Here is a 23,389-nt window from a genome sequence, read left to right as displayed (position 1 = left end):
AAGAAACCAGTGACTTCACCAATGCAATACATTCAATTTATAGATTGAATGATAGATTAATATGACTTTAACTCTTCGTCAATGGAGAGCAGGTGATGATATTTTTTCTTTATTACCGATGGAGTGCAGATTACGTTTTAAACGTGATGGAGAACTGAGTTTTTTAGTGAAAGCCGCCAATCTTCGCCCATTGCGTCATTTAGCATATATTTTGAGCGCTTGGATTTTGATTGTGTGTAAAGGGCTTGCCATTGTTATCAAACAAAGCCATAATAGCGCCCATCTTATTTTCCTTTTTATAGAAAACGTCCTGTTAATCAATAGGTTACAGGTTTTATCATAAAGTTTTCTAATGTATGGATAATGAGAGCTGGTGGAAGTCCATCAATAATGCGGGAATAGCTCAGTTGGTAGAGCACAACCTTGCCAAGGTTGGGGTCGCGAGTTCGAGTCTCGTTTCCCGCTCCAAATTTGGGACGGTAGATTTTATAGTAAATTTTATAAAAGTCTGCAAGTCATAGAAAAAAGCGCCGGAAGGCGCTTTTTTCGTTTCTGCATATCTCATCTAACTTCATTAATGTCCAATTTTCATAATCACACTGCCTTTTTCAATTCTTTCAGCAATGTTTCCTTACGTCTCATCATGTCTTGTATCGCTTTTTGCTTCACATGACCAAAACCACGGACTTGATCGGGGAGTTCCGCAAGTTGCCGGCAGATTGCCAAATTATTGTTATTCATTTTTTCGAGCAGAAAATCAATTAATTGTTCATATTCGAGCAGTAACTTTCTTTCCTGTTTACGCTCTTCCTGATAGCCAAAAATATCGAAAACAGTCCCACGCAGTGGCTTACTTGCAGCGAGTAGATGTAGTATGGGAATGATCCACGAGCCATATTCCCTTTTTCCTCGCTGTCCCGTGCGGGGATCTTTGCGGTTAAAAAGGGGAAGGCTGAGGTGAAAGCGAATTTCATCTGTATTATCAAACTGTAAGCGGAGATTATCGAAAAAACCAGTTTTGACGTATAGGCGGGCAACTTCATATTCATCCTTATATGCCATCAGTTTGAATAAGTTTTCAGCAATAGATTTAGTCATATCTTCGGCATCAATCTGCTGAGCTACCAGTTGAATCTGGGCTATGCGGCTGAGATAGCGCATCGCATATCTTTCATTTTGGTAATCAACCAGCAATTGATATCGATGCATAATGAGATCGTCCAGACTTTTAATATCTTCTTGCTGATTGACAGCCAGATGTTTCTGCAAGATAGCTGGTTGTGCCGCCGCAATGCGACCGATGTGAAATGCTCGCCGGGCACTGTCGGCTGATTTTCCCAATTCTTGAATGGCACTGTTAATAGCAGATAGCGTGATTGGAATTGTACTGAGTTGCCAGGCATAACCGATTAATATGATATTCGTTTGGTTCCTGTCCCCGACCAGATGAGCCGCCATCATCTCTGCATCGAGGGAGTGTAATGTCTGAATGTGTTGGTTAAGGTTATCCAGCATTTTAGGGGTATCCAAATCCATCATAGGAACTCGAAGCATCGTGCCGATTTGGGTTTCATGGGTATTCAGTATGCATTTTGTTGCACCCCTCGACATAACTTCCAGTGAATTTTGCCCTGTTGATGCCACTAAATCAGCCGCGATAACCAGATTGGCACGTCCCCGATCGATTCTGACTTGATGCAGATTATTCGTATCATGAGATAAGCGAATATGGGTTATTGCTTCTCCGCCCTTTTGGGCAAAGCCGGTAAAATTAAGTAAACTGACGGCGCAATTATCCAACTGCGCGGCATTTGCTATCAGATGTCCGGCAGTAACAATGCCTGTACCGCCAATCCCGACCAGCAGGATTTCGTAAGGTGTCTCCATGGGGATAAGCGTTGGCTGCGGTAATTTATGGATGAGTTGTTCTAATTCGGTCTGTGAGATGATTTTGCTGAGATCGGGGCGAGGATTGGCATTTTCGACCGTGATAAAGCTGGGACAAAATCCTTTCAGACAGGATAAATCTGAATTACAAACGTGTTGATCTATCGTGCGTTTACTACCTAAAGGCGTTTTGACGGGAACTACCGCAAGGCAATTTGATTGTATTTGACAGTCACCACATCCTTCACAAATCAGCTCGTTAATAACGGCACGGCGCGGTGCTTTGGGTATTAAACCCCGTTTTCTTTTGCGGCGTAGCTCTGTGGCACAGGCTTGATCGTAAATGATAACGGTGACACCAGGGATCTCCCGAAAACGTTTCTGTATATCTTCGAGATAATCTCGTCCATAAAGTTTTACATTGGCAGGAAAGACTTTCTTACCTTTGTACTTATCAAGATCATCTGTTACGACAGCGACTTCTTTCACGCCTTCAGCAAGCATCAAAGACGCAATTTGCGGGATGGTGATGCTTCCATCCAGTGGCTGTCCTCCCGTCATTGCCACTGCATCATTAAACAACAATTTATAAGTAATGTGGCTTCCTGCGGCCACTGATTGGCGAATGGCTAAGTGACCAGAGTGAAAATAAGTGCCATCACCCAGATTCTGAAATACATGAGAACGATTCACAAAGGGGGAATGTCCTACCCAGTCAATACCTTCACCCCCCATTGGCAGGAGGCCGCTGCCCGTATTGCGATCCATCCACGCTGCCATGACATGGCATCCAATACCGATCTGGCCTTGGCTACCGTCAGGCAAGCGAGTTGAAGTGCTATGAGGGCATCCGGCGCAGAAATAAGGTGTACGCTTTGGCAGCGTGGCATCGTGTGGATTGAGGGCGGTTGACCATTCCGGGGGCACGGAGAGAAATAGGTTGAACTGTTGTAACCAGCCGGCCAGCGGAACGGCTACCCGTGAAGGGCGTAATTCAACGTCTGAGGGTAACAGTGTTTGACCAAGATGATTATGTTTACCTATCAAATGGACACTTTTCTGTAACTTAACCAGTTTATGTGCGAGCAGAATTTCAACAACGGCTGCTTTCTCTTCAATGATAAACAAATCGTTGACTTGTGTAGCGAGCTCGCTGAGAAACGGTGATAAAGGATAGACCAAACGGACATGGAGAAGAGCCACTCCCTGCCGTGCCAGTTTGGAAGGCGTCAGTCCTCCTGTTCGCAGAGCTTCCATGACATCCTGATGAGCTTTTCCAACGGTGACTAATAAGGCTCGCGGATGTTCACAGGGAGCAAGGAGGTAATCAATGGGATTCAGTTTGGCGAAGTCTTCAATGGCTTTGAGTTTATAGGCTAAGCGTTTCTCAATTTGCGGGCCGGGGAGATCAGGCCAACGCCAGTGCAGGCCATCTGGGCCGGGATCAACCTGAGGAATTTTATATTCAGGAAATGGCTTACTTTCCCTGACAGCGCTACTTTCCACGACTTCACTGATGGCCTTGAATCCAAACCATGCACCGCTTACGCGCGACGCAGCCCAGCCCCACAAACCGACATCAAGATAATCAGCAACTGATGCCGGATGCAAAATGGGCATACTCCATGCCATCATGGTGAGATCAGATTGGTGGGACATAGAGGAAGAAACACAACCGTGGTCGTCTCCGGCGATAACGAGTACTCCCCCGTGCGGAGAGGAACCATAAGCATTGCCATGCCTGAGTGCATCACCCGAGCGATCCACCCCGGGCCCTTTACCATACCACATGCCAAAAACGCCATTAATCTGCCTGTCTGGGTCTGATTCCACTTTCTGCGTCCCTATCAAAGCGTCTGCCGCAAGATCCTCATTGATGGCGGGTTGAAAGCGAATATTGGCTTGGATAAGTTCTGAATTATGTTGCCATAATGCTTGATCTAAACGAGCTAAGGGAGAACCACGATAACCTGAAACGAATCCTGCTGTTTTGAGATTGTGGATTTCATCCAGCTCAGCTTGAGCGAGCAGAAGGTCAACCAGAGCTTCAGTGCCTGTAACAAATTTAGATTGATAGTATCGAGCCATTTTTTTGACCCTCTCTGAAGAGAATAACCATCTAATTAGCGACCAAAATTGCAGTTAATCTATTTCCACAAAATGGTTACGACAAGCATAAATCTTATCACATGTTAGTTAGTTGTTTGTTTATTGTTAAATATTGGTAGGCTGATTGTTCTTGACGGCTGTTTTTAGGTATGACGTGAGATTATTGTCAGAGATGGCGAATGTCTTTTGAGCGTTTAGCACAGAAATGGACGTAAAGGGCTTGCCATCTTACCTTAACACATTCATAATGGCGCCCGTTCCTGATATGCAGGTGAAGAAAGTTATCTTGCAATTCATGCGGTTAACAAGTGTTAGAAACCAGCATTCAGGCATCTTAGGCTAATATTAGCCGTCAGCGACGCGGGAATAGCTCAGTTGGTAGAGCACAACCTTGCCAAGGTTGGGGTCGCGAGTTCGAGTCTCGTTTCCCGCTCCAATTTATAAAATCCCAATCCCAATCCCAATCCCAATCCCAATCCCAATCCCAATCCCAATCCCAATCCCAATCCCAATCCCAATCCCAATCCCAATCCCAATAAAGTTACCTCCTCACAATAATTTCAGCTAGCATTTCCTCATCAATTCTTCTGACTCCTTCCAACACAACACGATCCACTCAATTAATGCAGATATTCGACTGGGAACATAGTGGCTTTTCATTCTTAGCAGATGAACCGGCAATGTCGGTAGTTGCCAGTCAGGTAAAAGTCTGACTAATTTTTTATTGAGAATGGCTTCATTGAATAGCCAGGCAGGGCCAGCATGAATTCCCACTCCGCGACATACGGCTTGGTAGATGGCACCGACATTATTCAGATAAAAATTACCGGATAGCTCTACGTGTTCTACTACATGATCACGAGAGAGTTGCAAGCGGGTAAGGGAAGCATTTTGATGGAGCGAATAAATAACCGACTTATGATAATTCAGATCTTGAGGATGTTCCGGAGTTCCGTGTCTTAGCAGATATTCAGGGCTGGCGCATAAGACCCCGGACATATTGCCCAGATTTTTGGCGATCAGAGTAGATGCCGGTAACTCCCCGATACGTATAGCAAGGTCAATGCCTTCTTGCCGAAGATCCAAACACTGGTCTGAAAGCACTAAGTCGAAGGTAATATCAGGATTCTGATGTTGAAAAAGAGTCAACCATTGCGTGACATAGCGTTCCCCGAAATTTACCGGGGCGGTTATTTTGATTTTGCCAGCCAATGATTTATTACTGATATCACCCAGTACGCTATCCATTTCATCCAGTAAAGGACGCATTTGTTCATATGCTACCGTTCCGGCCGCTGTCAGACTCAGTTTTCTGGTCGAACGATTAATCAACTGGACTTTGAGTTGATGCTCAAGAATAGCTAAGCGTCGGCTGGCAACCGAGGGATCGAGGTGTAAGTCTTTTGCTGCTTTTGTCAGGCTTCCTCTCTCGACAATACGAAAAAAGAGATGCCAAAGTGTCAGATCATGATTCATGCTATTTCCGCAATTTATATTTGAGTATATAGCAATATTATTGCTGATTTTACATAAGTAAAATCAAACTTTCGAGCGCTCTTTATTGAAAGACACTTATTGAAAGACACTTATTGAAAGACATCGTGGAGAACATGGCATGCAGATGGTAGAGAAGAATTCATTGAGTCGCTACTGGGTTTTAGCGGCGGTTTGCATGGCAGGGCTAATTCTACCCTTGGAATATACTGGCCCGGCTGTCGCGTTGCCCGCGATCCAATCCGAATTGGGTGGCAGCGGAATTGCTTTATCCTGGGTTATTAATGCATTCGCTTTAAGTTTTGGTAGTGCTGTCATGGCTGCGGGAGCACTGGCTGATCAATATGGGCGCAAGAAGATGTTTGTGATCGGCATTGCGGGTTTCACGCTATTTTCGATCATTGTCAGCATTGCCAGTAATGTCGTTTTTCTGGATTTGGTGCGAGGTCTCCAGGGTTTTTTTGCCGCCTTAACGATGGCGGGAGGAAATGCTTCCTTGGCCCAGGAATTTGAGGGGCGGGCAAGAACCAAGGCTTTTGGATTGCTGGGAACGGCTTTTGGTGCAGGTTTGGCATTTGGCCCCGTGATATCAGGCGTTTTGGTAGAAACTCTTGGCTGGCGTTCTGTTTTTCTGCTGGGAGCTGTGTTCGGGGGCGCTGCACTGATAATCGGTGGTATTCATATGCGGGATTCGCGGGACCCTGATGCCGCTAAACTCGATATTAAAGGCTTGCTCAGCTTCACGTCATTTTTAGTATTGCTGACATTCGGCATCATGCAAATTCCACAAAGTGGAATAGGTAGCCTCACGGTTATCTCGCTACTCAGTGCCGCTGTAATGATGTTAGCTATTTTCATTGCCTGTGAGTTAACTCATGCTCGTCCAATGTTGGATATTTCCCTTTTTCGGTTCAAAAAATTTGTCGGGGTGCAATTCTTGCCATTGGCAACGGCAGTCTGTTTTATTGTTTTGCTGATATTGTTACCGATCCGTCTGATTGGTATTGAAGGCTATAGTGCCATTGAAGCGGGAGAGATGATGATTGCTCTGTCGGCTCCAATGCTTTTTATTCCCTTTCTTGCGGCATTACTGACCCGTTGGATTTCATCACCGATACTTTCTTGCATGGGCTTATTATGTGCTGCTATTGGATTGGCATGGTTAGCAAATATGCCCGTTGGAAGCGCACCGACAGCCTTAATGCTCCCATTGTTGCTCATTGGCGTTGGCACTGGTTTTCCTTGGGGATTAATGGATGATCTTTCAATCCGTGTCGTTCCGATTGAACGGGCAGGAATGGCGACGGGCATTTTCACTACAATGAGGGCTTGTGGCGAAGCTATATGTGTTGCGGGTGCATTGGCAATGCTGAATTTTCTTTTGCATATGAATCTGCAACAGGTTTCCCAACAATCTCCTGATGTCATTTCAGCCGCAGCGAATAATATGACAACCGGCAATTTTGAAGGTGCCAAAGAGGTACTTGCCAGTTTATCGGGACAGGATCTAATGACCATTTATAGTGGTGCTTTCAGTATCCTGACCTATACCCTGATGGGAATAACATTATTTGCTGTGGTTATTTCTTTTTATACTTTTAGACATTTTTAAATAGAAAATAATCTTATTTATATATTCTGATAATATAGCTTGTATGTTTTTATTTAAATTAACTTTCAGAATTTTTTTCATGACACCAGGGAATCTTTATCTTTTTTCATATAGTTATAAATTAAATGAAATAGAGTAAATTTTTTTAGCTCCGAGAAGTTAATATCTCTCTAACCATCTTTGAGAATCTGCTTTATAGATAGAATCATTACAATAGATGTTAGTGACACCAATAGATTCTCTCCCTTTGTGATATTTAACTTATGTGTCATCGTTACATTTGTCCTAAATAGGGGCAATTATCTTTATATTAATCGTAAGTGTTAATTAAAAAATCTCTCTGGTTGGTTCATATAGGCCACTTAAGCAGGGGATTGATGAGCGATATGCGCTCTCGTTTGCCTGCCGGATCATCGCAGTTGTCCCAGTAATGGAAGAGTGCCAGTATGCTGATGTTGCACTTTTTACCCACACTTTTTACCCAAAATAATCCGGCCCAAACAATCCAAAATAAATTGTCGATAAAGCGCTTGCTATCCTGTATCAACAAGTCCATAATGCCGCCTCATTTTTGAAGAGGCAGAGGAAAATTTCTCCACTAGCGTCTAGAATGGATAAGTAGTTTTTTATTTCTTTGCTGATTTCTGGTATTTTCCGGCACAATTCAATTCTCGTTTTTTATCCACAGTATTTAAGATTACGGTCACACTGAGTTACCTGATAACATTTTGCTTGTTACACAGAGTTATCCACAGGGCGCTTGTCAGTATTTGGATTTTTCTATTCATCATTAAAAATAATGAGTCATAATTAACTCATTGTTTAATTAAACTAATTAACCTCATTTAAAAAATAATTGATTAATATTTGTTCTTTGTTTGCCCGTTGATCAACAAAGCATTTTTATTTTATTCACAAGGAAACAGAAGGCTTTTTTAACAAGAAATTTGATTGATTGATTATTAAGCGTCTCGGGGTAATCCTTTAGTAATTGCTCGTATTAATCGTTTTTGTTGTGAGGTTTGTACTTCAATTGCATTGGCATTTCGACGGCTTATTTGCTGACCGATCGCCCAACGGATATGTTCATCCAAAACATCACTTATTCCAGTTCTGTTTTCCAATGCTAATACGATGTCATCCTGATAAGGCGCATTGCCCAAAGCAACTGAAATGTTGCGTAACCAACGCAAATAGCCAATCCGACGGATCGCCGACCCTTCCGTAATACGCAGAAATTTTTCCTCGCTCCAATTGAACAAATCAAGTAACTCAGGTGTATGCAGCGCTGCACGAGGACTGAAATCAGTCTCATCCGTTAATTGTGAAAAACGGTTCCACGGGCAAATAAGCTGGCAATCATCACAGCCATAAATCCGGTTGCCCATCAGTGGACGAAATTCTTCCGGTATTACACCTTCTAATTCAATCGTCAGATAAGAAATACAACGTCTGGCATCAATAGTATAAGGTTCAACAATAGCGCCTGTCGGACAGGTTGTCATACACGCGACACAGCGCCCGCATTGCTCTTCTTGCGGAGTGTCGATAGGTAAGGGAAGGTTAATCAACAATTCGCCAAGGAAAAACCAAGAACCTGATTCTCGATTTAATATAAGTGAGTGTTTACCAACCCATCCTAGACCGGCTTTAGCCGCCAGTGGACGTTCCATAATAGGAGCAGAATCAACAAAAGGACGAAAATTCAGAGTTCCTTGATATTCATGGGTGTTGCAATAGTCTTGGATCTGATCACCCAGTTTTTTGAGACGTTGGCGTAGCAGTTTATGGTAATCTCTGCCCAGCGAATAGCGGCTAACATAGCCCATTTGCGGATTGTTCAGTGTACTGGCAAAAGCGGCTTTCGCTGGCAGGTAATTCATGCGCACGCTGATAACGCGTAAAGTGCCGGGCAGCAGTTCGTGAGGACGGGCGCGCATCATACCGTGACGTGCCATCCAGTCCATTTCGCCGTGGTATTGTTTATCAAGCCATTCCTGTAATCTTGGCTCTTCTGTTGATAAATCAGTGTCACAGATGCCGATTTGCTGGAAGCCAAGGGAAATACCCCATTGCTTGATATTTGCTGCCAGAAGGTTCAGATCGAGAGGGGATGTCATGGAATATCAGTTTACTGCTGTAGGAGGAGCGTAGCTTAACATATACCTGTTGTCTTTCAAGTTGCAGCGGTACAGAAGATATTAAAGGATAATACCTGAGCTATGTTATGGTTATTGGTTAGACTATTTAACTGGTAAGCCTATTAGGTCAGACTCTAATTCAATAAATAAAATAGATATTTTTCGATGAAAGAACTCGTTTTATCACTTCCAAATGAAGAGGCTACTGTTGCACTAGGCAATGCAGTGGCAGCAATCGGCGATCGCGGCTATGTTATTTATTTATATGGCGATCTTGGCGCAGGAAAAACGACATTCAGTCGTGGTTTCCTACAGGCACTCGGTCATCAGGGACATGTAAAAAGTCCGACTTATACGCTGGTTGAACCTTATGAACTACAGCCACGATCTGTTTATCATTTCGATCTGTACCGTCTGGCTGATCCTGAAGAGCTGGAGTTTATGGGTATCCGTGATTATTTTGATCAGGATTCTATTTGCTTGGTGGAATGGCCACAACAAGGTGCGGGTGTTCTGCCTGCGGCCGATATTGAGCTGCACTTGAGCTACGATAGCGACGGGCGGCAGGCGCATTTTGTCGCGTTATCTGAATATGGTGAAAGTCTGTTGGATAATTTGAAGTCCTGATGAAGGAATACCCGACCATGCTGAATGCCGTTTTCGTGAATGCCCTTTTTGTGAATATTTTTGTGAATATTTTTGTGAAAATAAGTGTGAATATAAGCAAAAAATGGCATGCCCATTGGATGAAGGTTTGTGTTTTGTTTGTCATGTTGAGTCAACTGGTCATGACAACAGCCGTAGCAGCCACGTTGTCTAATGTACATGTGAGTAATAGCCCATCTGAAGCGATAGTCACGTTGGAATTCACTGGCGGGCATCCTGATTATCGGTTTTCCCCCCTGCATTCTCCTGAACGGTTGATGGTGGATATTCGTCAAGCGAGCAAAATAGCAGGATTGCCTATGCGTTTATCCGGTCAGGATTTAGTCAGACTGGTACGTTCCAGTCAGCCGCCTGATTCTCATCATCAGCGGATCGTGCTGGAATTGGCGCATAAAGTGACGGCGACGTCTTTAGTGAAGAAAGTCGGCAGTGGATATCAGGTGGCTATTACGCTGAAAACCAATATGCTGAAAACCAATATGTTGAAAACCAATGGCGTAGAGAACAAAACATCTACCTTTAAGAATAACGCTTCCCAGAATGATGCCTCTCAGAATGAAAGTAAGCAGTTACTGACAAAACCGGCTAGCCAAACTGCGCAAAGGAAAGGCATACATCCCGTTGTTATAGCCATTGATGCAGGACATGGCGGGCAAGATCCCGGTGCGATTGGGCAACGGGGATCAAAGGAAAAAAATGTTACTATCAGTGTCGCACGTAAACTGGAAATGCTTTTGCGCAATGATCCCATGTTTAAGCCTGTGTTGACGCGGAATGGAGATTACTTCATCTCTGTAGCAGGGCGTTCTGAGGTTGCCCGCAAGCATAGAGCCAATATGCTGATATCGATTCATGCAGATGCAGCGCCTAACCGCAGCGCCAGAGGCGCTTCTGTCTGGGTGCTTTCTAACCGTCGTGCAAACAGTGAATTGGGAAACTTGCTGGAACAGCATGAGAAGCAATCGGAATTGCTGGGAGGTGCAGGAGATGCCCTCGCTAATGGTACAGACCCTTTTTTAAGTCAGGCGGTGTTGGATTTGCAGTTTGGTCATTCTCAGCGCGTGGGCTATGACGTTGCGATGCAAGTATTGAGTCAACTGACTAAAATTGGTTCTCTGCATAAACGCACACCTGAACATGCGAGTCTCGGTGTTTTGCGTTCGCCGGATATTCCTTCCATTCTGGTGGAAACTGGTTTTATCAGTAATCAGTCTGAAGAAGAGTTGTTGGGTTCAGAACAGTATCAGGAGAAATTGGCGAAGGCGATTCATCTTGGATTGCGTCAGTATTTTCAGGCTAACCCATTGCAGGCGGCACCCAAGTAACCCATGTATGCCTATTGGGATAGGCTTTAAATTGTAAGTAAGGTCGAATATGGCTATCAAGATATTACCTCCACAATTGGCAAACCAGATTGCTGCCGGTGAAGTGGTTGAGCGTCCCGCGTCAGTGGTGAAAGAGTTGATGGAAAATAGCCTTGATGCCGGTGCTACACGTATCGATATTGATATTGAGCGTGGAGGGGCAAAGTTAATCCGCATTCGTGATAACGGGTGCGGAATCAGTCAGCAGGATCTCACATTGGCACTGGCGCGCCATGCCACCAGTAAAATTGCTTCACTGGATGATTTGGAAGCGATTGTCAGTATGGGGTTTCGTGGTGAAGCATTGGCCAGTATAAGTTCAGTCTCGCGACTGACATTGACTTCTCGTCCTGAAAGTCAGACCGAGGCATGGCAATCTTATGCGGAAGGCCGCGATATGGAAGTGACGGTTAAACCTGCCGCCCATCCTGTTGGCACAACAGTTGAAGTATTGGATCTGTTTTATAACACGCCAGCGCGACGTAAATTTCTGAGAACGGAAAAAACGGAATTTGGGCACATTGATGAAATCGTGCGTCGAATTGCGCTGGCTCGGTTGGATGTCGCCATCAATCTGAATCACAATGGCAAATTGATGCGCCAGTATCGGCCTGCCAAAGAAGAATCCCAGCATGAACGGCGCTTGGCGGCGATTTGTGGTACAGCGTTCGTGCAGCAGGCTCTGGCGCTGTCATGGCAGCATGATTCCTTGTCCATCAAGGGCTGGGTTGCTGATCCCATGAATTCGACAGTCGGAAGCGATATTCAATATTGTTACGTCAATGGGCGCATGATGCGGGATCGGTTGATTAATCATGCGATTCGCCAGGCTTATCAAGACCTGATTCAAGGGGAACAACAGCCGGCTTATGTTCTGTACTTAGAGGTCGATCCGCATCAGGTGGATGTGAATGTGCATCCCGCCAAACATGAAGTCCGTTTCCATCAGGCGCGTTTGGTACATGATTTTATTTATCAAGGTGTGGCTGCTGTATTGCAACAACGTGGCAAGGGAAATGAGTTGGCGCTCGGTTGTCAGGAGCCCGCTACAAACTGGATACCGGAAAATCGCCCTTCTGCGGGAGAAAACCATTTTCTCCAGAAAAATGTCACTCCAGCAGATACAGCATCAGCCCGACATCATGGCAGCGATAGCAAGAAAGAGCATGGAGAACGTCCGTATTCAGGTCGTGAAGAGCAACAATTGCATCATGGTGAAAGCTATCAGAAAAAACAGGGTGAGATGTATCAGAAATTGATGCAGTTTGCTCCGGAAGAAAAACGTCCGTTGTTTCCGGCAAAAAACATCCCAACGTCTAATGCATCAGCCTCCAATGTATCAACCTCCAACGTATCAACCTCCAACGTACCAGCATCTAATGCATCCGGCCTTGGCTCAAAACCTGTCACATCGGCACAATCGAATCAGGGGAAAAACAGCAGCCCCATTTCCGGTAATAACTATGATCTTGCTAATAAATATAATCTTGATAATAAATACAGTCTTGATAATCAATACGGTCTTGATAATAAATATAGTTTCGGAAAAGTATTGAGCATTTATGCTGACTGCTATGCGTTGATTGAGTCACAGTCAGGTATCGGGCTGCTTTCTCTGCCAGTTGCTGAACGCTGGTTGAAACAGGCACAACTGACGCCGGGAGAGCAGGGGCTTAAATCTCAACCGTTGCTGATCCCACTGAAACTTGCTCTCACTCAGGCAGAAATAAGTGTCTTGAAGCAGAATAGTGAGCTATTAAAGACTTTTGGCATTGAATCTACAGTCGCGCATGGAAAAGTAACCATTCATGCGGTATCGTTGCCTTTGCGTCAACAGAATCTGCCGAAACTTCTATCGGATTTGTTGGGCTATCTTGGAGAGCAGTCAGCAGTTTCTGCTGAGCAGATTGCAATTTGGCTCTCCTGTCATGTGGGTAGCGAGCATGAAACGTGGAACGTCGCCCAAGCTGTTCAGCTTTTGGCTGATGTCGAACGCCTTTGTCCTCAACTGGTGGGATCGCCGCCGGAAGGGGTATTACAGTTAATTGATTTACAAGCAGTGGTGGCACGTCTTAATCATGAGTGATTTAAAAACTCAACATCTGCCAACCGCCATTTTCGTCATGGGGCCAACGGCTTCAGGAAAAACGGCGTTATCAATCGCTTTGCGTCAGCATCTTCCGGTTGAATTAATCAGCGTCGATTCTGCGTTGGTTTACCGCGGAATGGATATCGGAACAGCAAAACCTTCCGCAGAAGAGCAGGCACAGGCACCTCATCGTTTGATTGATATTCTCGATCCTGCTGAAATTTACTCCGCAGCCGATTTTCGTCGTGATGCCCTGAAAGAAATGGCAGACATCACGGCAGCAGGGAGAATTCCACTCCTGGTTGGTGGAACCATGCTATATTTCAAAGCATTATTGGAAGGATTATCACCTTTACCCTCTGCAAATCCTGCAATACGGGCGCAGATTGAGCAGCAGGCAGCGGAGCTTGGATGGGAGGCATTGCATCAGCAATTACAGGAGATCGATCCGGTTGCTGCTGTGAGGATTCATCCGAATGATCCACAACGTCTTACTCGCGCACTGGAAGTTTTTCGAATTTCGGGTAAAACTCTAACTGAATTGACAGAAACGTCTGGAGAAATGTTGCCTTATCGCGTTCATCAATTTGCGATCTCACCCTCAAGCCGGGAAATTTTGCATCAGCGTATCGCCGCCCGTTTTGAACAAATGATCAAATCAGGGTTTGAAGATGAGGCAAAAGCACTTTATGCTCGTAGTGATTTGCATGCAGATTTACCCTCCATTCGTTGTGTTGGTTATCGTCAGATGTGGTCTTACCTCGCAGGCGAAATATCTCATGATGAGATGGTTTATCGTGGTACCTGTGCGACACGCCAATTGGCGAAGCGTCAGATCACGTGGCTCAGGAGTTGGGACAATGTGACTTGGTTGGATAGCGATCAACCTAAACAAGCACTAAATAAAGTCATACAGGTTATTAGTACATAAATTCATTGATTGTGTACAATTGATCAGTACAAATCGTCATTTTTGAGTAGTTACTTTTTCGAACCAATAGGTTCTTAGTTAAAACAACAAAATAAGGAAAATATAGAATGGCTAAGGGGCAATCTTTGCAAGATCCATTCCTGAATGCTTTACGGCGTGAAAGGGTCCCGGTTTCTATTTATTTGGTCAACGGCATCAAATTACAGGGTCAGATTGAATCTTTTGACCAATTTGTCATTTTACTGAAAAACACGGTCAGCCAGATGGTCTATAAACATGCCATCTCTACTGTTGTGCCTTCTCGTCCTGTGTCTCATCACGGTAGCAACCAAAATGCGCCTGCTGGCGTTGGTAACTATCACGCTGGTTCTAACCCAGCTACACAACAGGAAAGTGATGGCGCTGAGTAAATCAGTGGCCGTACCTGATGTAAATATAAAAACATAGGTAGGGAGACTTTACCTATGTTTTTTCCTATGGATTTTTACTCAGCCTGAGGGGTTGCGCCGTTGTTTGATCGTTATGAAGGCGGAGAATTAGCCGTTCTGGTGCATGTTTTCTTCTCACAGGAAAAAGATACGGAAAATCTCAATGAATTTGAATCATTGGTGACTTCCGCAGGTGTTTCTCCTGTGCAGATTGTAACGGGAAGCCGGAAGGCGCCTCATCCGAAATATTTTGTCGGAGAGGGCAAGGCGGAGGAAATTGCTGATGCTGTTAAAAATAGCGGCGCAGATGTGGTGTTGTTTAACCATACCCTCAGTCCTGCTCAGGAACGTAATCTGGAACGCTTGTGCGAATGCCGTGTTGTTGATCGCACGGGAGTGATTCTGGATATTTTTGCTCAGCGGGCAAGAACACACGAAGGTAAATTACAAGTCGAATTGGCGCAGTTGCGTCATTTGTCTACCCGTCTGGTACGGGGCTGGACTCACCTTGAGCGTCAGAAAGGTGGGATTGGTTTACGTGGCCCCGGCGAAACTCAGCTGGAAAGTGACCGTCGTATGCTGCGTGACAAAATCAAGCAGATTTTGGGACGCCTCGGCAAAGTCGAAAAACAGCGTGAACAGGGACGGCAGGCCCGAAATAAAGCAGATATTCCAACCGTCTCCCTTGTTGGTTACACCAATGCGGGAAAATCCAGCCTATTCAACAGATTAACCTCAGCCGAAGTCTATGCTGCCGATCAGCTTTTTGCCACCCTCGATCCGACACTGCGCCGGATAGATGTCAATGATGTTGGCACGGTTGTTTTGGCGGATACGGTAGGTTTTATCCGTCATTTGCCCCATGATTTGGTTGCAGCATTCAAGGCGACTTTGCAGGAAACCAGACAGGCAAAATTGTTGTTGCATATCGTTGATGCGGCGGATAACCGTCTGGATGAAAATATCATCGCTGTTGACAATGTTCTTGAAGAAATTGAATCTAATGAAATTCCTTCATTATTGGTGATGAATAAAATCGATATGCTGGAAGATTTTATTCCTCGCATTGATCGTGATGAAGAAAACCGACCGATCAGAGTGTGGCTGTCAGCACAGACGGGAGAGGGTATCCCGCTGTTATTGCAAGCGTTGACTGAACGCCTTTCAGGTGAAATCGCACACTATGAATTGCGTCTTCCTCCAGAAGCGGGGCGTCTGCGTAGTCGCTTCTATCAGCTTCAGTCCATTGAGCGTGAGTGGGTGGAAGAGGATGGTCTGGTTGGTATTGAAATCAGGATGCCAATGGTAGATTGGCGTCGTCTGTGTAAACAAGAACCAAATTTACCTGACTATGTTGTCTGATTGATTGGCGCAGAGCAACAAACAAGGTATTATTTTACCCGCCATTTCAAGGTGCTTATATTAAAGTACTTATAGTCATGGAGTAGCTGAGATGGCGGTGATGAAATGACTGTGCCAGAATTGCAGTGACTGAATGGTACTGTCAAAAGTATCACCAAAATAATATTGGTTGCTTACAAAAACGACGAAGTTCGTCGCTTCTGACCATGGAGGCCGCTGCCAGACCTGTCAGGGACGGGCACGACCTGTGAAGTGGGAAGCCTCACCCGTCAGGGTGGAGAGCAGTCACCTCTGAAAAACCAGTAAAAACTAAAAAGTGGAGCTAAAACATGGCGTGGAATCAGCCCGGTAATAACGGACAAGACCGCGACCCGTGGGGAAGCAGCAATAATAATGGCGGCAACTCCGGCGGCAACAATAAAGGTGGTCGAAACCGTGGGACAACTGATCTCGACGATCTGTTCCGTAAACTGAGTGAAAAACTTGGTGGTTTCGGTAGAAACAAAGGTGGAAATGGTTCTGAACAGAGCCCTAAATTTGGCGGCCGTCTGGTTGGTATTGCCGTTGCTGTTGCAGTAGCTGTCTGGGTTGTAAGTGGTTTTTATACGATTAAAGAAACAGAACGTGGCGTAGTTACTCGTTTGGGTAAATTTAGTCACGTTGTTCAGCCTGGCTTGAACTGGAAAATAACGTTTATTGATCGCGTAAGGGCCGTTAACGTTGAATCTGTGCGTGAACTGGCGACATCCGGTGTCATGCTGACATCGGATGAAAACGTTGTACGCGCTGAAATGAACGTACAGTATCGCGTTAGTGATCCCGCTGCCTATCTTTTCAATGTCACCAATCCTGACAACAGCCTGCGTCAAGCGACAGACAGTGCTGTGCGTGGAGTGGTTGGCAAATACACAATGGAAAAAATCCTGACAGCGGATCGTACTATTGTGCGTAATGATACTCAGAAAGTGCTGGAAGAAACGATTCGTCCGTACCAGATGGGGATCACACTGTTGGACGTTAACTTCCAGACTGCGCGTCCGCCAGAAGAGGTGAAAGCCGCATTCGATGATGTTATCGCCGCCCGCGAAGAAGAGCAAAAAACCATTCGTGAAGCAGAAGCCTACCAAAACTCTGTTCTGCCGATCGCTAAGGGTAATGCTCAACGCATTATTGAAGACGCTAAAGCCTATAAAGCCAGTGTGGTATTGAATGCACAGGGTGAAGTGGCAAGTTTCGCTAAAATTCTGCCTGAATATAAAGCTGCACCGGAAATTACCCGTGAGCGCCTTTATATTGAAACAATGGAGCGTGTTCTGAGCCATACCCGCAAAGTTATTGCGAATGAAAAAAGCAACAGCATGTTGGTATTGCCACTGGATCAAATTCTGCGCAATCAGACTGAAGCACCTAAGTTTCACCAGAATACTAAGGTAGCGCCAGAGAAAAATAACACGACGCATTCTACATCGACGCAAGAGCACTCAAGTTATAACAGCAATTCTGGTTATGACAGTTCTGGCTATGGAAATTCAAACAACCCGCGTGGTGATGCGCTAAGACAAGGGAGACCATAATCATGCGTAAGTCATTCGTCTTCGCTATTGCCGCCGTATTGGTTGTGCTATATTCGTCGATATTTATCGTGTATGAAGGTCAGCGTGGCATCATGCTGCGCTTTGGCAAAGTTATGCGTGACTCTGAAAATAAGCCTTTGGTTTATCAGCCCGGTCCGCATTTCAAAATTCCATTTATTGAAACTGTGAAAACACTTGATGCCCGTATCCAAACTATGGATATCAAGGCTGACCGTTTCCTGACAAGTGAAAATAAAGACCTGATTGTTGACTCATATCTGAAATGGCGCATTAAAGATTTCAGCCGCTATTATCTGGCGACAGGTAATGGAGAGATTGCTCAGGCTGAACTTCTGTTGAAACGTAAATTCAGTGACCGTCTGCGTTCTGAAATTGGTCGTTTGGATGTGCGTGGTATCGTGACAGATTCCCGTGGTCGCTTGACGACGGATGTGCGTAATGCACTGAACTTGGGAACAAATGAAGATGATTCAAGTGCAGACAGCGATATCGCTTCGGCGGCAGCTCGTGTAGAGAAAGAAACGAAAGGCAAACAACCAGCCCTGAACCCGAACAGTATGGCGGCATTGGGGATTGAAGTTGTAGACGTTCGTATCAAGCAGATTAACTTGCCAGATGAAGTCTCAGGCGCGATTTACCAGCGTATGCGTGCAGAACGTGAAGCCGTAGCGCGTCGCCATCGTTCACAAGGTCTGGAAGAAGCGGAGAAAGTTCGTGCGGCTGCTGATAAAACAGCAACTGAAATCAAAGCTGAGGCAAACAGCAAGGCATTGGTTTTACATGGTGAAGGTGATGCGGAAGCGACCAAGCTGTTCGCTGATGCATTCAACAAAGATCCTGAATTCTATGCATTCATCCGTAGCCTGCGGGCTTACGAAAAGAGCTTCCAGAATGACGGAAACATCATGGTACTTAGCCCGAATAACGATTTCTTCCGTTATATGAAAGATCCATCCAAGCAGCGTCACGACAAAAATGATTGAGCGGGTTTGATAGGTAAATTGCCTTAAAGCCACTTAATTGACAAAATGCGACTGATTTAATTTGGTCGCTTCTAAGCCACTGTAAAAAAACGTACAGTGGTTTTTTTGTATACTTCTGTCATTACCAATGTTTACTTAGCAGCCCATTTATATGACGAAACGAAATAACAGAAGTGACAAAAAATACTGAAAGGTGCTAAATGAGATGGTAGAATCCATTTTTAAGCAACCGAGTGAAATTTTGAAATGGGTAAGAACGTTGTCGTATTGGGCACCCAATGGGGTGACGAGGGCAAGGGTAAAATCGTCGACTTGCTGACTGAACGAGCTAAATACGTAGTTCGTTATCAAGGGGGCCACAATGCGGGCCATACACTAGTCATCAACGGTGAAAAAACCGTTCTCCACTTAATCCCATCTGGGATCTTACGTGAAAATGTCATTAGCATTATCGCAAATGGGGTCGTTTTAGCACCAGATGCTTTAATGAAAGAGATGAAACAGCTTGAATCACGTGGGATTCCTGTACGTGAGCGCCTGCTTATTTCTGAAGCCTGTCCGCTGATCCTGCCTTACCATGTTGCACTGGATAATGCCCGCGAAAAAGCGCGTGGTGCCAAGGCGATTGGTACAACTGGCCGTGGTATCGGTCCTGCATACGAAGATAAAGTTGCACGTCGTGGTCTGCGTGTTGGCGATCTGTTCGATAAAGAGAATTTCGCAGCTAAACTGAAAGAAATCATCGAATACCATAACTTCCAATTGGTTAACTACTACAAAGAACCTGCTGTTGATTATCAGAAAACACTGGATGACATTCTGGCTGTTGCAGACATTCTGACTGGCATGGTAGTTGACGTTTCTGACCTGCTCTACAAAGCAACTCAGAAAGGTGAGCTGGTAATGTTTGAAGGTGCTCAGGGTACGTTGCTGGATATCGACCATGGTACCTATCCTTATGTCACTTCTTCCAACACGACTGCTGGCGGAGTTGCAACAGGTTCCGGTCTGGGTCCGCGTTACGTTGACTATGTACTGGGTATCGTCAAGGCATACTCCACCCGTGTAGGTGCAGGTCCATTCCCGACTGAACTGTTTGATGAAACGGGTGAATACCTGCGTCAGAAAGGTCAGGAATTCGGGGCAACTACGGGTCGTAGCCGTCGTACTGGCTGGTTGGATATCGTTGCTATTCGTCGCGCGATCCAAATTAACTCTTTGTCTGGCTTCTGCATGACCAAACTGGACGTGCTGGACGGCCTGAAAGAAGTGAAAATCTGCGTAGGTTACCGTCAGGCTGATGGTTCTGTCATTGACACTACGCCACTGGCAGCAGAAAACTGGGAAGGCCTCGAAGCCGTTTATGAAATTCTGCCGGGCTGGGATGAAAGCACTTTCGGCGTGAAAGATCATAGCCAGTTGCCACAAGCAGCATTAGACTACATCAAACGTGTAGAAGAGCTGACCGGCGTTCCTGTAGATATTATCTCTACAGGTCCAGATCGCGCAGAAACCATGATCCTGCGTGATCCATTTGATGCTTAATTGATTATTTAATCTTTTAGCACACATAACCGGGCATAAAGCCCGGTTTTTGTTTTTAGGCCACTCGTTTTGCTTAATTTTTAAAATACCCACATAATGATGAATAACTAACGAAAACCAATATACAGACATATACCCAATGGATTTCGGGTAACCACGAGTATATTTTGGTTCCAAATAAACTCCGTTATATTCAGTCTCCCAGAGGTGAGTGTGCAGTTAACCAGTTTTACCGATTATGGATTACGTGCCTTGATTTACATGGCTTCTTTACCTGAAGGTCAAATGACGAGCATTACAGAAGTCACTGAGGTTTATGGTGTCTCACGTAACCATATGGTGAAAATCATCAATCAACTTAGTCATTTAGGATTGGTGAATGCTGTCAGAGGAAAAAATGGCGGCATTAGTCTGGGTAAATCTGCCAGCGATATCAGAATTGGTGATGTAGTTCGTTCATTAGAACCGCTTTCATTGGTTAACTGTAGTGCCTGTCAAATAACGCCTGCATGTCGCTTAAAATCAGTCTTGAATCAAGCGGTAGAGAATTTTTTGGAAGAGTTGGATAAACATACTTTGGCTGATATGGTTAAAGACAATCGTCCCCTTTATCAATTGCTTTTGACTAAGTGAAACAAGGGGATAAACAGCTTGCTGATGACAACAGAGGAATGACGATGTCAAAAGATCCTTTTCAGGAACGAGAGGCTGAAAAATACGAATCTCCAATCCCAAGCCGTGAATACATCTTGGATATCATTTCTAAACACACCACTCCGGTAAGCCGTCAGGAACTAGCACAAGAACTTCAGTTAACCAGTGAAGATGCACAGGAAGCATTGCGCCGCCGTTTGCGGGCAATGGAACGCGATGGACAGTTGGTTTTTACCCGCCGTCAATGTTATGCGTTGCCAGAACGATTGGATTTGTTGAAAGGAACGGTCATCGGACACCGTGATGGTTACGGTTTCCTGCGGGCAGAAGGCCATAAAGACGATTTTTATCTGCCTGCTGAACAGATGAAAATGACGATCCACGGTGATGTCGTTCTGGCGCAGCCGTTGCGTCCAGACAGAAAAGGCCGTGTTGAAGTGCGGATTGTACGGGTATTAGAGCCGAAGAACAGCCAAATCGTTGGTCGGTACTTTATGGATGCAGGCATGGGATTTGTCGTCCCTGATGATAGCCGCCTGAGTTTCGATATCTTGATCCCCAAAGAGGAAACTTGCGGGGCAAGAATGGGTAACGTTGTGGTGGTTGAATTGACCAATCGCTCAACCCGTCGAACTAAAGCCATTGGTAAAATAGTGGAAGTGCTGGGTGAGACGATGGGAACGAATATGGCGGTTGAAATCGCGCTTCGTACCCATGAAATTCCCCATAGCTGGCCACCAGTGGTAGAAAAACAGGTGGCCTCCCTGGATGAAAATGTCCCGGAGTCCGCTAAGCAAGGCCGTGTTGATTTACGTGAATTACCGCTGGTCACTATCGATGGTGAAGATGCCCGTGACTTTGATGATGCCGTATATTGCGAAAGAAAACGCGGTGGTGGCTGGCGTTTGTGGGTTGCGATTGCGGATGTGAGTTACTATGTTCGTCCGCAAACTCCATTGGATACAGAAGCACGTAGCCGTGGTAACTCGGTTTATTTCCCTTCTCAGGTTGTACCGATGCTGCCGGAAGTGCTGTCGAATGGATTGTGTTCCCTAAATCCAGAAGTTGACCGCCTGTGTATGGTGTGTGAAATGACCATTTCCGCTCAAGGCAAGCTATCTTCCTATAAGTTTTACGAAGCGGTGATGAACTCTCATGCCCGTCTGACTTATACAAAAGTCTGGAAGATTTTGCAGGGCGATCAAGAGCAGAGAGATCATTACAAGCCGCTGGTGGAGCATATTGAGCACTTGCATGAGCTTTATCAGGCACTGGAACGCGCGCGCGAAGAACGCGGGGCTATTTCGTTTGAATCAGAAGAAGCCAAATTTATTTTTAACGCAGAACGCCGCATTGAGCGCATTGAACCAGTTGTACGTAACGATGCCCATAAACTTATTGAAGAGTGCATGATTCTGGCTAACATTGCGGCAGCCCGTTTTGTTGAAAAACACAATGAGCCAGCGTTATACCGTATTCATGATTGCCCGAGAGAAGAGAGTATCCTGAACCTTCGTTCAGTCTTCAATGAGCTGGGATTGAGCCTATTAGGCGGCCTGAAGCCAGAACCGAAAGATTATGCGCAATTGATGAAAGACGTCGCAGAGCGGCCCGATCACGAATTGCTGCAAACGATGCTGCTGCGCTCCATGAAACAGGCAATCTATGAGCCTGAAAACAGGGGACACTTTGGTCTGGCGTTGCGCGCTTATTCTCATTTTACTTCACCGATCCGTCGCTATCCTGATCTGGCGCTGCACCGTGCGATCAAATATTTGTTGTCGAAAGAAAAATTAGCGCAAGAAGATAGTGCTGTTGAGCATAGTTGGACGCCAACCGGTGGCTGGCACAATGATATGGAGCATATGCTGCAATTGGGCAACCATTGTTCCATGACTGAGCGTCGTGCTGACGAAGCGACAAGGGATGTGGCTGATTGGCTGAAATGTGATTTCATGCAGGATCAGGTGGGGAATGTTTTCACCGGATTAATTACCAGCGTGACAGGTTTTGGTTTCTTTGTCCGCTTGAATGATCTGTTCATTGATGGCTTGGTACATGTTTCGAAGCTGGATAACGACTATTACAGATATGATAATGTCGGTCAGCGTTTGATTGGCGAATCTTCCGGGCAAACTTATCGCCTTGGTGATGAGGTTGAGATCCGCGTGGAAGCGGTTCACATGGATGAGCGTAATATTGATTTCAACTTGCTTTCAACGACACGTAAGGCACGCAATCAAGGTAAGACTGAGCGTGATAAGGCGAAAAAAGGCAAGCCAGAGCGTAAAAATGGTAAAAAAGGCCGTGATAATAAAAAATCAGCCAATTTTGAACCAGACAACGCTGTTCGCAAAAAGAAAAAAGCGGAAGAATCAACGCCAAATAATAAGCCAGGCAAAAAGAAAAAACAGTCAGACAAAACCAAAAAAATTACAGCAAAACTGAAAGCGAAACGCGCGAAAAAAAGTACGGGCGAATAGCCATAATAGCATTCAGTAAAAATAGTTAATCAGTGAATCAGGTATC

Annotated in this window: 17 protein-coding genes and 2 tRNA genes; 15 read left to right on the top strand and 4 right to left on the bottom strand. The window is 45.2% G+C overall.

Annotation, left to right across the window (positions count from 1 at the left end; translation table 11 throughout):
• Positions 1 to 61 precede the first annotated feature (61 nt).
• Together FE394_RS12085 and FE394_RS12080 are read left to right on the top strand one after the other, a co-directional pair.
• Positions 62 to 343 (top strand): hypothetical protein, encoded by a 282-nt coding sequence (locus FE394_RS12085; RefSeq protein ID WP_319926633.1) that lies wholly within the window; start codon positions 62 to 64, stop codon positions 341 to 343.
• Positions 344 to 392: 49 nt separating this feature from the next.
• Positions 393 to 468, top strand: a tRNA-Gly gene (locus FE394_RS12080).
• Between the two features lie 126 nt (positions 469 to 594).
• Here the strand turns inward: FE394_RS12080 and FE394_RS12075 are convergent.
• A complete protein-coding gene (locus FE394_RS12075; protein WP_319926632.1) occupies positions 595 to 3,975 on the bottom strand; it encodes an indolepyruvate ferredoxin oxidoreductase family protein in 3,381 nt (1,126 codons plus the stop codon).
• A gap of 381 nt (positions 3,976 to 4,356) precedes the next feature.
• Here FE394_RS12075 and FE394_RS12070 point away from each other — a divergent pair.
• Positions 4,357 to 4,432: transfer RNA gene (locus tag FE394_RS12070), tRNA-Gly, on the top strand.
• Positions 4,433 to 4,560: 128 nt separating this feature from the next.
• Here FE394_RS12070 and FE394_RS12065 read toward each other — a convergent pair.
• Positions 4,561 to 5,472 (bottom strand): LysR family transcriptional regulator, encoded by a 912-nt coding sequence (locus FE394_RS12065; protein WP_319926631.1) that lies wholly within the window; start codon positions 5,470 to 5,472, stop codon positions 4,561 to 4,563.
• Between the two features lie 139 nt (positions 5,473 to 5,611).
• On the opposite strand from FE394_RS12065, the gene FE394_RS12060 reads away from it, so the two are divergent.
• Complete coding sequence (locus FE394_RS12060; RefSeq protein ID WP_319926630.1) at positions 5,612 to 7,102, top strand: MFS transporter; 1,491 nt, start codon at positions 5,612 to 5,614, stop codon at positions 7,100 to 7,102.
• Positions 7,103 to 7,451: 349 nt separating this feature from the next.
• On the opposite strand, the gene FE394_RS12055 is transcribed toward FE394_RS12060, so the two are convergent.
• Together FE394_RS12055 and queG are read right to left on the bottom strand one after the other, a co-directional pair.
• On the bottom strand, positions 7,452 to 7,658 hold the full coding sequence (locus FE394_RS12055) for a hypothetical protein (RefSeq protein ID WP_319926629.1): 207 nt from the start codon (positions 7,656 to 7,658) through the stop codon (positions 7,452 to 7,454).
• A gap of 406 nt (positions 7,659 to 8,064) precedes the next feature.
• A complete protein-coding gene (gene queG / locus FE394_RS12050; RefSeq protein ID WP_319926628.1) occupies positions 8,065 to 9,222 on the bottom strand; it encodes a tRNA epoxyqueuosine(34) reductase QueG in 1,158 nt (385 codons plus the stop codon).
• 186 nt (positions 9,223 to 9,408) lie between these two features.
• Here queG and tsaE point away from each other — a divergent pair, with 186 nt between their 5' ends.
• The 11 genes from tsaE to rnr all read left to right on the top strand — a co-directional run bounded on the left by tsaE (position 9,409) and on the right by rnr (position 23,343).
• Positions 9,409 to 9,870, top strand: a complete 462-nt coding sequence (tsaE, locus tag FE394_RS12045; protein WP_319926627.1) for a tRNA (adenosine(37)-N6)-threonylcarbamoyltransferase complex ATPase subunit type 1 TsaE — start codon at positions 9,409 to 9,411, stop codon at positions 9,868 to 9,870.
• Positions 9,870 to 11,234 (top strand): N-acetylmuramoyl-L-alanine amidase AmiB, encoded by a 1,365-nt coding sequence (amiB, locus tag FE394_RS12040; RefSeq protein ID WP_419836334.1) that lies wholly within the window; start codon positions 9,870 to 9,872, stop codon positions 11,232 to 11,234. The genes tsaE and amiB overlap by 1 nt, the downstream gene beginning before the upstream one ends.
• 49 nt (positions 11,235 to 11,283) lie before the next feature.
• A complete protein-coding gene (mutL, locus tag FE394_RS12035) occupies positions 11,284 to 13,359 on the top strand; it encodes a DNA mismatch repair endonuclease MutL (protein ID WP_319926626.1) in 2,076 nt (691 codons plus the stop codon).
• Positions 13,352 to 14,293, top strand: a complete 942-nt coding sequence (miaA, locus tag FE394_RS12030) for a tRNA (adenosine(37)-N6)-dimethylallyltransferase MiaA (RefSeq protein WP_319926625.1) — start codon at positions 13,352 to 13,354, stop codon at positions 14,291 to 14,293. Before mutL ends, miaA begins: the two co-directional genes overlap by 8 nt.
• A gap of 107 nt (positions 14,294 to 14,400) precedes the next feature.
• Positions 14,401 to 14,703 carry an RNA chaperone Hfq gene (hfq, locus tag FE394_RS12025; RefSeq protein ID WP_010845257.1) on the top strand — a complete coding sequence of 101 codons (303 nt, stop codon included), beginning with the start codon at positions 14,401 to 14,403 and terminating at the stop codon, positions 14,701 to 14,703.
• A 99-nt stretch (positions 14,704 to 14,802) separates the two neighbouring features.
• The gene (gene hflX, locus FE394_RS12020) at positions 14,803 to 16,083 is read left to right on the top strand and encodes a ribosome rescue GTPase HflX (RefSeq protein WP_319926624.1); all 1,281 of its coding nucleotides are present in this window, start codon (positions 14,803 to 14,805) and stop codon (positions 16,081 to 16,083) included.
• Between the two features lie 329 nt (positions 16,084 to 16,412).
• Positions 16,413 to 17,657 carry an FtsH protease activity modulator HflK gene (gene hflK / locus FE394_RS12015; RefSeq protein ID WP_319926623.1) on the top strand — a complete coding sequence of 415 codons (1,245 nt, stop codon included), beginning with the start codon at positions 16,413 to 16,415 and terminating at the stop codon, positions 17,655 to 17,657.
• 2 nt (positions 17,658 to 17,659) lie between these two features.
• A complete protein-coding gene (gene hflC, locus FE394_RS12010) occupies positions 17,660 to 18,661 on the top strand; it encodes a protease modulator HflC (protein ID WP_319926622.1) in 1,002 nt (333 codons plus the stop codon).
• Positions 18,662 to 18,907: 246 nt separating this feature from the next.
• Positions 18,908 to 20,206 (top strand): adenylosuccinate synthase, encoded by a 1,299-nt coding sequence (locus tag FE394_RS12005; protein WP_319926621.1) that lies wholly within the window; start codon positions 18,908 to 18,910, stop codon positions 20,204 to 20,206.
• Between the two features lie 213 nt (positions 20,207 to 20,419).
• Positions 20,420 to 20,839: a nitric oxide-sensing transcriptional repressor NsrR gene (gene nsrR, locus FE394_RS12000; protein WP_319926620.1), complete on the top strand. Its 420-nt coding sequence runs from the start codon at positions 20,420 to 20,422 to the stop codon at positions 20,837 to 20,839.
• A 44-nt stretch (positions 20,840 to 20,883) separates the two neighbouring features.
• Positions 20,884 to 23,343, top strand: coding sequence for a ribonuclease R (gene rnr, locus FE394_RS11995; protein ID WP_319926619.1), 2,460 nt, complete (start codon positions 20,884 to 20,886; stop codon positions 23,341 to 23,343).
• Positions 23,344 to 23,389 lie beyond the last annotated feature (46 nt).

The sequence above is a fragment of the Xenorhabdus littoralis genome, assembly GCF_033949345.1.
Lineage (GTDB): Bacteria > Pseudomonadota > Gammaproteobacteria > Enterobacterales > Enterobacteriaceae > Xenorhabdus > Xenorhabdus littoralis.
Note: the sequence above shows the minus strand (reverse complement) of the source record. Positions and strands in the feature narration are given on the sequence as shown.